10 protein-coding genes are annotated in these 13,179 nt (G+C 63.7%); 7 read left to right on the top strand and 3 right to left on the bottom strand.

Annotated features, from left to right (window positions below):
* The first annotated feature begins 34 nt into the window (after positions 1-34).
* The 4 genes from QX071_RS15415 to QX071_RS15400 all read left to right on the top strand — a co-directional run bounded on the left by QX071_RS15415 (position 35) and on the right by QX071_RS15400 (position 5,245).
* The gene (locus QX071_RS15415) at positions 35-1,819 is read left to right on the top strand and encodes a L,D-transpeptidase family protein (protein ID WP_315703565.1); all 1,785 of its coding nucleotides are present in this window, start codon (positions 35-37) and stop codon (positions 1,817-1,819) included.
* Between the two features lie 48 nt (positions 1,820-1,867).
* Positions 1,868-3,508 (top strand): hypothetical protein, encoded by a 1,641-nt coding sequence (locus QX071_RS15410; protein ID WP_315703564.1) that lies wholly within the window; start codon positions 1,868-1,870, stop codon positions 3,506-3,508.
* Between the two features lie 207 nt (positions 3,509-3,715).
* Positions 3,716-4,663, top strand: a complete 948-nt coding sequence (locus QX071_RS15405; protein ID WP_315703563.1) for a polysaccharide deacetylase family protein — start codon at positions 3,716-3,718, stop codon at positions 4,661-4,663.
* A gap of 21 nt (positions 4,664-4,684) precedes the next feature.
* Positions 4,685-5,245, top strand: a complete 561-nt coding sequence (locus QX071_RS15400; RefSeq protein ID WP_315703562.1) for a dihydrofolate reductase family protein — start codon at positions 4,685-4,687, stop codon at positions 5,243-5,245.
* A 37-nt stretch (positions 5,246-5,282) separates the two neighbouring features.
* Here the strand turns inward: QX071_RS15400 and QX071_RS15395 are convergent, their stop codons facing one another.
* The gene (locus QX071_RS15395; RefSeq protein WP_315703561.1) at positions 5,283-5,738 is read right to left on the bottom strand and encodes a DoxX family protein; all 456 of its coding nucleotides are present in this window, start codon (positions 5,736-5,738) and stop codon (positions 5,283-5,285) included.
* A 133-nt stretch (positions 5,739-5,871) separates the two neighbouring features.
* On the bottom strand, positions 5,872-8,181 hold the full coding sequence (locus QX071_RS15390; protein ID WP_315703560.1) for an NADP-dependent malic enzyme: 2,310 nt from the start codon (positions 8,179-8,181) through the stop codon (positions 5,872-5,874).
* A 248-nt stretch (positions 8,182-8,429) separates the two neighbouring features.
* Between QX071_RS15390 and QX071_RS15385 the strand changes: the two genes are divergently transcribed.
* Positions 8,430-10,415 (top strand): hypothetical protein, encoded by a 1,986-nt coding sequence (locus QX071_RS15385; RefSeq protein ID WP_315703559.1) that lies wholly within the window; start codon positions 8,430-8,432, stop codon positions 10,413-10,415.
* A gap of 688 nt (positions 10,416-11,103) precedes the next feature.
* A complete protein-coding gene (locus QX071_RS15380) occupies positions 11,104-11,796 on the top strand; it encodes a sterol desaturase family protein (RefSeq protein ID WP_315703558.1) in 693 nt (230 codons plus the stop codon).
* A gap of 14 nt (positions 11,797-11,810) precedes the next feature.
* Here the strand turns inward: QX071_RS15380 and QX071_RS15375 are convergent, their stop codons facing one another.
* Complete coding sequence (locus QX071_RS15375; RefSeq protein WP_315703557.1) at positions 11,811-12,593, bottom strand: flavin reductase family protein; 783 nt, start codon at positions 12,591-12,593, stop codon at positions 11,811-11,813.
* Positions 12,594-12,743: 150 nt separating this feature from the next.
* Between QX071_RS15375 and QX071_RS15370 the strand changes: the two genes are divergently transcribed.
* On the top strand, positions 12,744-13,097 hold the full coding sequence (locus QX071_RS15370) for a cupin domain-containing protein (protein WP_315703556.1): 354 nt from the start codon (positions 12,744-12,746) through the stop codon (positions 13,095-13,097).
* Positions 13,098-13,179 lie beyond the last annotated feature (82 nt).

Here is a 13,179-nt window from a genome sequence, read left to right as displayed (position 1 = left end):
TAAGACACCATATGGTTGTTGAGGATCCGTGAGAATGCTCTGCGTTCGTTCGGCCATCAGGCGCAGGTTTTATTGTGCTGCAGTGATTTCAGCATCAGTTGCGATCACTGCCAGCTCACAGGCCAACGCTGCGGGTTTTTCCTACTGGACGGATTCCGATTCCAGTTTCTACCGCCCGGCGCCGCTGATCATTCACCGGTCGCCGGTCAGAGCGCGCCACCATCAGGCCAAGCCCGCGGTCGTAGAGAAGGATGCAGCCAAGCCGCAAGGTCCCCTCATCGTCGCGATCTCGATCAACAAGCAGCAGGTCAAAATCTACGACAGCAACGGGTTGTTCGCCGAGGCACCGGTCTCCACCGGCATGAAAGGTCACCCCACCCCGACTGGGGTATTCAGTATCATCCAGAAGCAGAAATACCATCGGTCCAATATCTATAGCGGCGCGCCGATGCCCTTCATGCAGCGCATCACGTGGTCGGGTGTCGCGCTGCACGCCGGCGTGTTGCCGGGATACCCGGCCTCCCATGGCTGCATCCGCATACCTCCAGCCTTCGCCGTGAAGATGTACGGCTGGACCAGAATCGGCGCCCGGGTGTTGGTGACCTCCGGTGAGGTCGAGCCGTCGAATTTCACCCATCCGCTGCTCGCAGCGTTGAAAGCGCCGCAGCCAAGCGCGTCGGCTCAGCCGGACACCAATGCTCCGGCCGCTCCGAAAGCCGACAAGGGCGCCGCCCTGAGCCCGCCCGTGACCGTGGGCAGTGACATCGATCTGCGCTCCACGATCGGTCATGATAATGGCGCCAAATCCACGGACGCAGCAGTGCTGCTGCGCGGGCAGACCCGCACGGCTGATGCGGGCAGTTTGAACACGCCAGCCACCGTGACCGACGTCTCCGCCGTGCAAGTCACGCCGCATCCGGCTTCCGTGACGAGCACGACGGCAGGCGAGGCTGCGCTCGACGCCCCGAGCCGGCCGACAAGCGCCGCGCCCGCCGCCGCTCAAACGTCGCCGAGCGGAATCGACGCAGGAACGGGAGACATCCCGACCAAGCCGGGTGTCGCCACGATGGCGCAGACCGGTACGGTGCAGGAGAACAGGCTGGTCAACGAGACGGCCAAACGCGATGATCCCGAGGCCGTCGGCCAGACTGCCGAGAAGCCTGCTGATGCGGCCGCGACGAAAGATCCGACGACAAGTGCTGTACAGCAGGCGGTCTCAGGCGGACAGCCCGAAGCCCAACCAATCGATAAATCCACCGAGCCCGCCGGGACGACCGCGGACAGCCCAGCGAAGCCAGCCGACAAGGATCAGACCCGGGTGTCCGAAGGCGACAAGCCGCTCCCGGTCAAGCCCGAGTTGAAGCGCAACAGCGCGATTGCAATCTTCATCAGCCGGAAAGATTCCAAGCTCTACGTCCGGCAGAATTTTTCGCCGGTATTCAAGGTTGAGGTCACGATCGCGCCAAGTGATCGGCCGCTTGGCACTCATGTGTTCACGGCCTCGACCGACAAGGCTGACGCCGACGTCATGCATTGGTCGGTGGTGTCGCTTCCGGTCTCTCCGCGCAGTATGGCGCGCAATGACGATGGCGGGCAGACGCGCCACGGCAAGAAGCGCGGCGAAATACCGCTCGAAGCCAAAGACGCCTCGCAGCCGGACAGCCCGGCCGAGGCTCTCGACCGCATCGCCATTCCCGCTGACGTCCTGGCCTGGCTCGGCGCAGCGCTGTCGAACGGCAGCTCGCTGATCGTGTCCGACCAGGGCATCAACCAGGGCGAGACAGGAGAGGGCACCGAATTTATCCTCTCGTTGCGCTGACCGCCTTTGTCCTTTCCTGACGTGAGCCAGCTGGGTTAAGTGCGCGGCATGACCGAGCTCGCCGCCCCTGCTCGCCTGGGCACGCCGCAATCTGACGGCGCGCAAAACGCACTCGACCGCCTGACGTCGCTCGGCTGGCGCGGGGGCTTGGCCGCCATTCTGGGCGGCCTCGTACTCTCCTTCCTCCTATTCGGATTTGCCGTCGTCTACTTCCGCAACGCGGATATGGACTTCATGGTGATCTACAACGCGCTGGTCATGAACGATGGCAAGCCGCAGGCGTTTTTCGATCACCCGGCCTACCTCACCATTATCGGCGTGAAGTCCTGGTTTCGACTTCTGCACGCGACTGGCCTGCTCGATGCCTGGACCTTATCCGCCATTCCACCCGCGTCCGATGCGGCAGCATTTGACGCCGCGATGACGCACGCCGTTCGTGCCGGCCGAATGTTTGCACTTCTGATTGCGCTCGGCTGCGTGGTGGTCTTCGCATTCCTCATTCGCCGCATCGTCCGGGATTGGCGGGTGGCGCTGCTCGCCACCATGGCTTTCGCGCTCTCCGGCGGGATCGCGGTGCATTCGCGTATCCTCCGCAGCGAACTGATCGCGGCCATGCCCGTGATATCAGCGTTGATGATCCTCATCGTGGTGAGCCGCCGCGGCTGCACCGCGCGCCCGCTGGCCTTGGCGCTCGCATCGGCTTTGTGCGTGATCGGGCTCGAGAACAAGGTACAGGCCATCCTGTTGATCGGCGCCCTCCCCGTTCTGATCCTGCCGTTCGGCAGTGGCGCCGGCGGCAGCGCCCAATTCTGGAACCGCAACTCCGGATGGATCGCCGTCATCGCGGCAACGATCGCCGCCGCAGTCGCAACCTGGATGGCTTGGCCGCTGCTCGTCGTCGGATTCGATCGCGCCCTGCTCGACGCCACGCAGCTTCGTCCCATCCTGTTCAACGGCTTCGGTTACTATCAAGCTGCGCTTTTGCTTTTCGTTCTGAGTTGCATAATCATCTACGCCCGGATCTGGCGCACCAGCGCCGCTGAGACCACGGCGGCGATCGCAGCCGTGGTCGCCGGGGCGGCGCTGGCACTGCTGTTGCTCGACCGGGACTATGACAGCGGAAATGTCGTTGCCGTCCTCAATCCGCTGGAGAAGATGTTGAGCTTCGCCGACGCCAGCACCTCCGACGCTGCGCACGCCTCGAGCCCAGGCGCCGCATTGTTGTTGCTGCTGCAAGGCCTGGGATCAGTGCTGGCTCGCTATACTTTTGTGCTCCATTCCTCGGCTCGGCCGACCGTGTTCCTGACCTGGCTGATCGTTCCGGGTCTCGTGGTGGCATGGCGCCGCGGCGAGCGGGTCGTGGCCCTGCAAGCGCTCCTGCTCTTGCTCGCTGCCGTCGCGATCGACACGCTCGGTGTCCGCCGCGGCCTGAAAACGGAATATTTCATTTTCACCGACCCCCTGATCGTCCTCGCCGGCGCGCTCCTGCTCGACCGCCTGACGGACCTCGGCCAGTACCGCTTCGCCACAGCGATCGGCTATACGCTGGTCGCACTTCACATCGTGATCGGACAGGCCGAGCCGGTGAAATATGCGACCAGGCGGACCGGTCCTGAATCTGTCTGCGAATGGCGCGGCTACTACCTGCCCCTGCTCCAGCTGCCCTGGTGTTCGCCCTCGAAGAGCTGATCGGTTGGAACCAACGCACATTTATTTTACCGGGGGCCATAAACCACACTTCCGAAGAATGCTGCGGATGACGGCAATTTGGGCGTGTTTCGCTGATCGTTTCCTTTGCCGCCGCTCGAAGGTCTGGGCTAATATCCTCAACCGGATGGGGCCTGGATGAAACCCCGGCACGGGTACCGTGCAGCGCGGACAATTCGAGGGAACAAAATGCGTGTTGCAGCAGGACTGATCGTCGCAGGTTCCTTGGCAGTGTCGATGCTTGCCTCTGGAACGGCATGGGCCCAGGCGCAGAGGACAGCTGCAGCTGCCCCCGCTCCTGCAGCGCCAGCAGCGCAGCCCGCTGCGCAACAACAGCCGCCCCGTCCGCCTTGCATGAATCCGGATGCGCTGGGCGTCGGCCGCACGGTCGAGATCGATACCACCGGGGGGCCCGGCTTCGGCTTCGAGCACTTCAAGGAACTGGATTTCCTCCGCGACCACGAGGTGGTGCTCACCTTCGATGACGGTCCGTGGCCGGAGAACACCCCCGCTGTCCTGAAGGCGCTGGCTGATCAGTGCACGACCGGCATCTTCTTCTCGATCGGCAAGCACGCGACCTATTATCCGGAGATCCTCAAGCAAGTGTACAATGCCGGGCATACGATCGGCACCCACACTTGGTCGCATGCAACGCTCACCAACAAGAAGCTGACGGAGGACCAGCGCAAGGAGGAAATCGAGAAGGGCATCAGCGCGGTGAAATGGGCCCTTGGCGGTGTTTCGCCAGCGCCGTTCTTCCGTTTCCCGGCCCTGCAGCACCCGCCGGAGATCGTGACCTACCTCGGCACCCGCAACATCGGCATTTTCTCCTGCGACCTCGATTCCTTCGACTTCAAGGCGCGCAACGCCCAGCAGGTCATCGACGTCACCTTCAAGAAGCTAGACAAGCTCGGCAAGGGCATCATCCTGATGCACGACTTCCACAAGCACACCGCCGAAGCGCTTCCCGAGTTGCTGCGCCGGCTCAAGGCTGAAGGCTACAAGGTCGTCGCGATGCGCGCCAAGGCACCGGTGCAGTCGCTGCCGCAGTATGACGAGGAACTGCTGAAGGATGCGAAGCTGCCGACGGTGAGCCAGCGTCCGGTGTCGAGCGTCGTGACCACGGTCTCGGAATAACGCGGTCGCGTTGCATCGCTCGTGGCTGCGCTCCGGATCGAGGGCTATGTCATCGTCTCGGCCGAAGGCATGCTTGCGGACGCCCGCAATGTCATGCCCGACGCTTTGAAGTTCGAGGGCGATGCCAAGTTCTTCTCCGCCGCCCTCGACCGTGCCGATCTGATCGTGCACGGCCGCAATTCCTACGAAGACCAGCCGAACTCGCCGAAGCGCAAACGTATCGTCCTGACCCGCGGCGTCAAAGCGCTGGCGACGGATCCCGCCAATCCCAAGGCGACCTTGTGGAACCCCGCCGGCGCTTCGTTCGAAGGCGCTTGTGCGGCCGCCGGCATCGAGAGCGGCACGGTGGCGATCATCGGCGGCCCCGGCGTGTTCGCCATGTTCCTGGACCGCTACGACACCTTTTATCTCTCGCAGGCCCCGCATGTGCGCCTGCCGGGCGGCGAGCCCTGCTTCCCCGAGGTGACTGCCGAGTGCTCGCCGCAGCGGGTGCTGGCGGACCATGGCCTGCAACCCGGCACGACCACGATGCTCGACCCGGCCTTCGATGTCGAAGTCACCGCCTGGGAGCGCCGCCGCTAGGCCATGGCCGTGCGGACATTGAAGAGGAGCCTACGCGTCAAATGTCTCCATAGGCCGTCTCGGCCGGCTTTGCCGGTCCGCGGCCATAGCCGAAGATCATGAAGAGTGCGCCGATGATCGAAAGATTCTTCAGCGCGTCGATCAGGGTTTTCGCGTTGTCGGGCGGCGTCTGGTTCCAGAAATCGTGGAAGTAATAGATCGTCGCACCCACGAAGATGATCATCAGCAGCGAGAACAGCCGCGGCAGGAAATTGATCGCGATCATCAGCCCCGCAACGATCTCGAACACGCCGACCCCGATCGCCAGCATCTGCGCCGTCGGCATCTTGGTCATCGCCTCGAGCTGTGCGGTGTAGGGCGCCACGATCTCCGGGAGCGTCACCTTGCTGGCGATGAAATCGGCCGTCGCCTGAATGCCGAACAGCTTGGTCGCGCCCGTGTAGATAAACAGCACGGCGAACAGAACGCGCCCGAACGTAATGAATGCTGGCATGCTTGGCCTCACAGTGAGCTTGTTTGGCGGGGAACCGGCGAAAGTATGGAGCTTCTCCTCGATCCTTTCAAACAATCAAATCGCGGGCGGAATACGGCCGAACTCGGACGAATTCCGCCACACGCCGGTCAAATCACGCAAACAGCGTCGGCTGCGCCCGCCCGGCCCGCTCCTGAGCCTCGACGGCCGCCACCGCCGTCATGTTGAGGATGCCGCGCGCGGTCACCGACGGCGTCAGAATATGCGCCGGCCGCGCCGGGCCGATCAGGATCGGGCCGACTGGAACCGCGTCCGCGAGCACCTTGATCATCTGATAGGCGACGTTGGCGGCATCCAGGTTCGGCATGATCAGCACATTCGCCACGCCGTCGAGATCGGAATGCGGCAGGATCAGCTTGCGCGCCGTCGCCGACAGCGCAGTGTCGCCCTGCATCTCGCCGTCCGCCTCCAGGTCTGGCCGATGCTGTTTCAAGAGCGCGGTCGCCTGCCGCATCTTGCGCGATGATTCGGTGTCGTAGCCGCCGAAATCGGAATGCGACACGAAGGCGATCTTCGGCTTGATGTTGAAGCGCGTGACGTGATTGGCCGCGAGCGAAGCCATTTCCGCCAGTTCCTCGGCGGTCGGGTTCGGCCGCACCTGGGTGTCGGCGATGAAATAGGCGCCCTTGCTGGTGATGGTCAAAGCCAGCGCCGCGAAATCGCTCACCCCCGGCATGAAGCCGATGATCTCGCGCACATGACGCAGATGGCTCATATAGCGGCCCTCGACGCCGCAGATCATCGCGTCCGCCTCGCCCCGGATCACCGCAAGCGCCGCGATCACGGTCGCGTTGGTGCGCACCACCGTGCGCGCCGCGTCCGGCGTCACGCCGCGACGGCCGGCGACGTCGATATAGGTCTGCACATAGGAGCGATAGCGCGGATCATCCTCAGGATTGATGAGATCGAAATCCTTGCCCGCCTTGATCGACAGGCCGAAACGGTTGATGCGCGCCTCGACCACCGAGGGGCGTCCGACCAGGATCGGCCGCGCCAGCTTCTCCTCGAGCACGACCTGCGTCGCCCGCAGCACGCGCTCGTCCTCGCCCTCGGCGTAAATCACCCGCACCGGCTGGGTCTTCGCCTTGGCGAAGACCGGCTTCATGATCAGGCCGGAGCGGAAGGCAAAGCGCTCGAGCAGCGCGGTGTATTCGTCGAAATTCTTGATCGGCCGGGTGGCGACGCCCGAGTCCATCGCGGCTTTCGCGACGGCAGGAGCGATGCGCAGGATGAGGCGCGGATCGAACGGCGACGGGATCAGCGAGCCCGGGCCAAACCCTTGCGTCTCCCCGTTGTCGAAGCCGCGCGAGACGGCATCCGACGGCGGGTCCTGCGCGAGCTGGGCAATCGCGTCCACCGCGGCCTGCTTCATCGCCTCGTTGATCGCGGTGGCGCCAACATCGAGCGCGCCGCGGAAGATGAAGGGAAAGCAGAGGACGTTGTTGACCTGGTTCGGGAAGTCGGAACGCCCGGTGCAGATCATCGCGTCTGGCCGCGCGGCGCGTGCCTCCTCCGGCATGATCTCGGGGTTCGGATTGGCGAGCGCCATCACCAGCGGCTTGTCGGCCATCTGCTTGACCATGTCAGGCTTCAGAACGCCGCCGGCGGAGACGCCGAGGAAGATGTCGGCGCCGCCGATCACTTCGCTGAGCGTGCGCTTGTCGGTCTTCTGCGCGTAGACCGCCTTCCAGGGGTCCATCAGCGTGTTGCGGCCCTCATGCACGACGCCGTCGATGTCGGTGACCCAGATGTTCTTGCGCTGCGCGCCCATCGAGACCAGGAGATTGAGACAGGCGATCGCGGCAGCACCCGCGCCCGAGGTGACGATCTTGACCTCCGAGAGCTTCTTGCCGGCGAGCGAGAGCGCGTTCTTGATCGCCGCGCCCACGATGATCGCGGTGCCGTGCTGGTCGTCATGAAAGACCGGGATCTTCATGCGCTCCTTCAGGCGCGCCTCGATCTCGAAGCATTCCGGGCCTTTGATGTCCTCCAGATTGATGCCGCCGAAGGTCGGCTCCAGCGCCGCCACCGTCTCGACCACGCGATCGATGGTGTCGGCATTGATCTCGATGTCGAACACGTCGATGCCGGCGAATTTCTTGAACAGCACCGCCTTGCCTTCCATCACCGGCTTGGAGGCCAGCGGGCCGATATTGCCGAGGCCGAGCACCGCGGTGCCGTTGGAGACCACCGCGACCAGGTTGGCGCGGGTGGTCAGCGTGGCCGCCTCCGCCGGATTGTTGGCGATCTCGGTGCAGGCCGCGGCCACGCCCGGCGTATAGGCCAGCGCCAGGTCGCGCTGGTTCGCAAGCGGCTTGGAGGCCTGGATCTCCAGCTTGCCCGGGCGAGGCAGCCGATGGTACGCCAGTGCTGCGGAATGGAGATCTTCAGAATAGGACGACATAGGTGCTCCAGCGTTTCCGGCCCGGACTGTTGCTTTCGTGAACCTGGTTCAGGAGGGCGTTTTTCCGGCAAATGGGAAACGCATGTGAAGCACGCGAAACAGCTTTCGTGCAACATCCGAAACCATGCCGATCAACAGGCGGGGGCGGCAAATTCTCAAGGCTACAGAAGGACATCCCTACCCGATCCATTCTGCCAAGACTATGACCATTGCTTTGACCATTGCCTAAACCGTGAGCGGGGCATCGAATGAAACGGATTCTGGCGGGCATTCTCGCTGCGGTTGCAATTGCAGTCGCGGGCTTTTTCGGCTTTGGCTGGTACGCTCAGCATCGCGCCACCGCGGAGGTCGACGCGGCGTTCGACCAGATTCGCGCCGGCGGCGGCAAGGCCAGTCACGGCAAGGTCGCGTTCGACTGGCGGGCGCGGACGCTGGCGATCGCAGACATCACCACGGAGACGGCGAGCGATCCGCCCGTGCGGGTGAAGATCGGAAGCCTGACGGCGGCAGATGTGAGCCAGCCTGACGCCGCCAGTGTCGCCGCGGCCAGCATCGAGCTGAAAGACCTCGAGCTCGGCGCTCAGCTCCCGGCCCCCTCGGCGGCACAAATCACCTACAAGGTACCCGAGCTGCTCTTGAAGGATTACTCCGGCCCGACGCACCTGCAGCGGCCGCCGGCGGGCACGTCGATCCTCGATGTCTATCGCGCCGTGCTCGAACAGTTCGTCGCCCTCAGCGCCTCCTCCGCCTCCATCCCTCGCGTCGACGCCACCATCGTGTCGGGCCCCGGGACGACCGACGTCAGCTATACCGGGCTGACGATCGAGGGCATCAAGAACGGCCGGATCGCGCGCCAGAAGATCGAGAAGGTGACGTTCACGGCCAGCCTGCCCCAGCCGGACGGCAAGACCGACACGACGCCAGGCAAGATGCGCGGCCACATTGCCGATATCGCCCAGATCGACTTCGATGCGAATGTGGCCCTCGCGGCGCTGGACCCTGACAAGGCCAATGACGACCACATCTACCCCGTCTCGGGTCGGGTCTCGACCGGCGCCTATGAGATCGCCACCGACCAGGGCATCCGGATGCGGATCGAGGGGATCAGCGCGGAAGCCATGAGCTTGCGGCCTGCGAAACTGCAATTGCCCGCGCTCCTCACGGCGCTTCCGCCGGCTGGGGCGCAGCCGACTCCCGAACAGGCCCGCGAGTTGCTGACGAAAGTTGCGGGCATCTATGACGGTCTTCAGATCGATCGGGTCGAACTGCGCGGCCTCTCGGCCGAGACCCCGGAAGGTCCGGTCAAGCTCGCCACCGTCAGCCTCGACCTGCGGGACGGCAAGGCCGATATCGCCGCCGAGGGGCTGGATGCCCGATCGCCGCAGGGACCCGTCAAGCTCGGACGCTTCGCGCTGAAAGCGTTCGACGTCGCGGGGATGATGCGGCTCAGCGCGCAATTCGCCGATAAATCCGTGCCGCAACAGCGCGGCGCGGCCTTGGCGATGCTGAAACTCGTCGAAGGCATCGAGCTGAAGGGGCTCGAAGCCCCGTTCAAGTCCAGCAAGAAGCAGGTCCGGATCGATAATGTCGCGCTGAACTGGGGCCAGTTCATAGGGCCGTTCCCGACCCAGGCCCACCTGACGGCCAAGCTGGCGGGGCCGATCGATCCGTCCAATCCGGCCCTGCTGCCGCTGCTCGCAGCCGGCATCGACCAACTGGCGCTGGATGCCGATCTCGGCGCCGCCTGGACCGAGACTTCCAGCAGCTTTGCGCTCTCGCCGGTGAAGCTCGATCTCGCCAACCTGCTCGGCGCCTCCGCGAACCTGTCGCTCGCGCATGTGCCGCGCGGGCTGTTCACGCCAGATCCGCAGGCCGCGGCTGCGATGGCCGCGCAGATCGAGGCCAATGGGCTCGAGCTGTCGTTGCGCGATCTCGGTGCGATCGATCTTCTGGTCGCGCAATATGCGCGCACGCACACGATGACGCGAGAGGATGCCAGACAAGCCCTGGTTGCCAGCTTCAAGGACAGCAGCCAACAATTTGCCGTCGACAACCCTGACGTCGCGGCCGCCGTGGAGGCCATCAGCCGCTTCATCGAGACGCCGCGCCAGACGCTGACGCTCAAGCTGACGCCGCGCGCCAAGGTGCCGGCGCTGCAGCTGGTCCAGTTGCTGAAAACCGATCCGTCGATGGCGCTCACGCAGTTCAAGATCGAGGCCTCGACGGGGCTGTGAGACCAATGAAACACATCTCTCGTACCGAGGTGAAATGACGGATTGAGAGCGAGCGAACTCGGTCATCGCTTGAATGCCTTCGTGACGCGGCGCTCGATCGAGCGTCGCCAAGAGAAGTGAGCTGACGCGCTGACGCCGTCCCGCGGCGCAATCACACCCGGGTTGTGCGTGTCAGGTCGCCCCTTCGAAAGCGAAGAGAGCGCAGGGAATGCCGGGTGAAGGCCTCACCCATGGCCCGCCTGCAACGAGAAAAGCAGGCGGCAGTTACCACAGGTGCAGCCGATCAACCGGCATTCCCTGCGCGATGGTTTTAACGGCTGCTTCGCGATCTCCCTGGTGCGCCGGGCTTGTTGGCCACCATGTGCGACGACGCGTGAAACGCGTTGCGCAGGGCATCAGCGTCGGGATGCCAGGACCACGCGACTTGACCGTCCGTCTCGGCGCTCATCGTCTGTTGGCGCCTCCACGTCCACCGCTCCCCGCCTCACCGTTCGTGACGATCGGCCGAAACGTCCCTCTTCATCGAGGCGGGATGCGCGGAAAGATCGTCCTGATTTGCCCGACACGGCAAGCGCGCAAGCCTGCGACAGAGTGGCACGACAGGCAGTTGGTGCAGAAGGGGCATGCGAAGATCGCCCGTCGGGCGACTGTGCTGTGATCGGCAGCGGCGCCGTGTCCATTCACGCTGGTGCCGTACACCTCTGCTATTCGGCAGACCGACCGGGCCTCGAATCGACGCTGCCTCCGCCAAATGCCAATCCTTACGGCTGCTGTCCTTGGGGCCGCGACGGTCACTTTTCGTCATGTTGCGTGTGGGGACGACGTGAACCAATCGAGGACCACTTACTACGCCGAGCTGTACATCTATCCGATCGTTGTCGCCGGACTGCTGCTCTATGAACTTGCGGACAGCGGCTTGGCATTGCACCCGCGCTGGTTCGTCGCAGCCGCCTGCGGAGCGATACTCTGGACGCTCGCCGAATATCTGGTGCACCGGTTCCTGTACCATGAAGCGCCTGTTCTCAAGGATCTCCACGGGATGCATCACGCCCGTCCATCCGACCTCGTCGGAGCGCCGATCGGGGTCAGCGCCGTCATTTTTTGTTCATGGTTCTTCCTGGTCGCACGCGTCTCGGACGTCGAGATCGCAAGCGGAAGCGCGAGCGGCCTGATCCTCGGTTACGTTCTGTATCTGACGGTCCACGACGCGGTACATCGTTGGCCGCTGAGCGAAGACTCATGGCTGCGCAAGCATCGACTCCGGCATCTGCGCCATCATCGCGATCCCAAGCCGGGTAATTTCGGCGTCACGACGAGCTTCTGGGATCATGTGTTTGGCACTGCCATCGTGCCAAAACGCGCGCGCCCGCAAGACGCCTGACGGCGGCAAACGCTTCAATATGCCCGCGAGCCGTCCAAGCGAATGCCATGCGCGCCTTCCGAACGCTCGCTCAGTGTGCGCGATCGATCGATATCCGGTCCCCGATAGAGATGCTCGGGGACCGTTCCAAGCGTCGATTCATGCACCTGTTCCGGCGCAAGGCCGTAGAACCTTTGAAAACTCATGATCAGCGGCCGCCACCGGTCGGGATCGACCTTGTTCGGATCCGCCGGGTTGAGGATACGTTGCTCACAATAGACCCGTTGGACCCGAACCTCGAAGATCTGGACACGGCCACGCAACGCTGCATCGTTGCCGGCAAGATCGTGATGGGCCTCAACCACACACTCCATCTGCACGGGGCATTGCTTCACCCGCGGCGGGGCCACCGTCTCGGACGGCACCGGCGTGAACTCCGAGATGCCGAACTTGTCCTTCTCGCAACGATAGCCGCGCGCTCTCTTGCTATCCGGCACCGGATCGGAGCCGGTGGTGAGGGCGAGCTTGTCCACCAACGAAGCGCAGCCGACATCCGGCAGGTTGAGCACGCACTCCCGCGTGCGCAGCATGTTTTGCGGCGTCTTCGAGTGGGCCGCCAGTCCCAGAATGCAACGCCACCCCAGCCAGAATGCCGACGACATCGGCGCCAGATTGTAACTGCCATCCGCATTGGCCGTACTGATGAGGACCACCGGGGTTCCAAAGTAAAGGATCGATGGTTCCGTTCGTATATGCATGATGCTCGGCTCCGGGGTGAACTGCTCGGTGCAGCAGATATCGGCAAATGGAGCGCGCATTCCCACCCGAAAGCTGACAGCGAATGTCCGCCTTCTCTGCTGCTGACGTCTTACAGCACAGTGGCTAGAACGTGAGCCGGCAGATATGCCACGATCGGGTCATCGTCGCCCGATGATCGACGACTTTCGGATTCCAGCCAGGCCAGCACAATGAACACCCCCGCAAATCTCGCCGAGAAGCTCGCAACGTTCACCGACCGCTTCTCGCCGCGCACGGTCGCGACCTACAACGACAATGACATCATGGTGGCCAAGCTCGAAGGGCCATTCCACTGGCACAAGCATGACGACACCGACGATTTCTTCCTGGTGCTGAAGGGCACGCTCGACATCGAGCTGCGGGATCGCACCGTCACCCTCAATCCCGGCGAGGTCTTCGTGGTGCCAAGAGGGATCGAACACCGGCCGGTAGCCCGCGGCGAAGTGCACATCCTGCTGATCGAGCCGACCGGCACACCCAATAGCGGGGATAAGGCAACTGCCGCACCGCGCATCCTCGCCTGATCGAACACGGGGATCTGATAACGACGAATTGAGATCGGTTTGATGGGAAAAGCCGCGTTGCGGCCTCCCTCTTCAACAAAGC

Source organism: Bradyrhizobium sp. SZCCHNS1022, assembly GCF_032484835.1.
GTDB lineage: Bacteria > Pseudomonadota > Alphaproteobacteria > Rhizobiales > Xanthobacteraceae > Bradyrhizobium.
The sequence above is the reverse complement of the archived record's forward strand: the minus strand, read 5'-3'. Positions and strand labels throughout refer to the sequence as shown.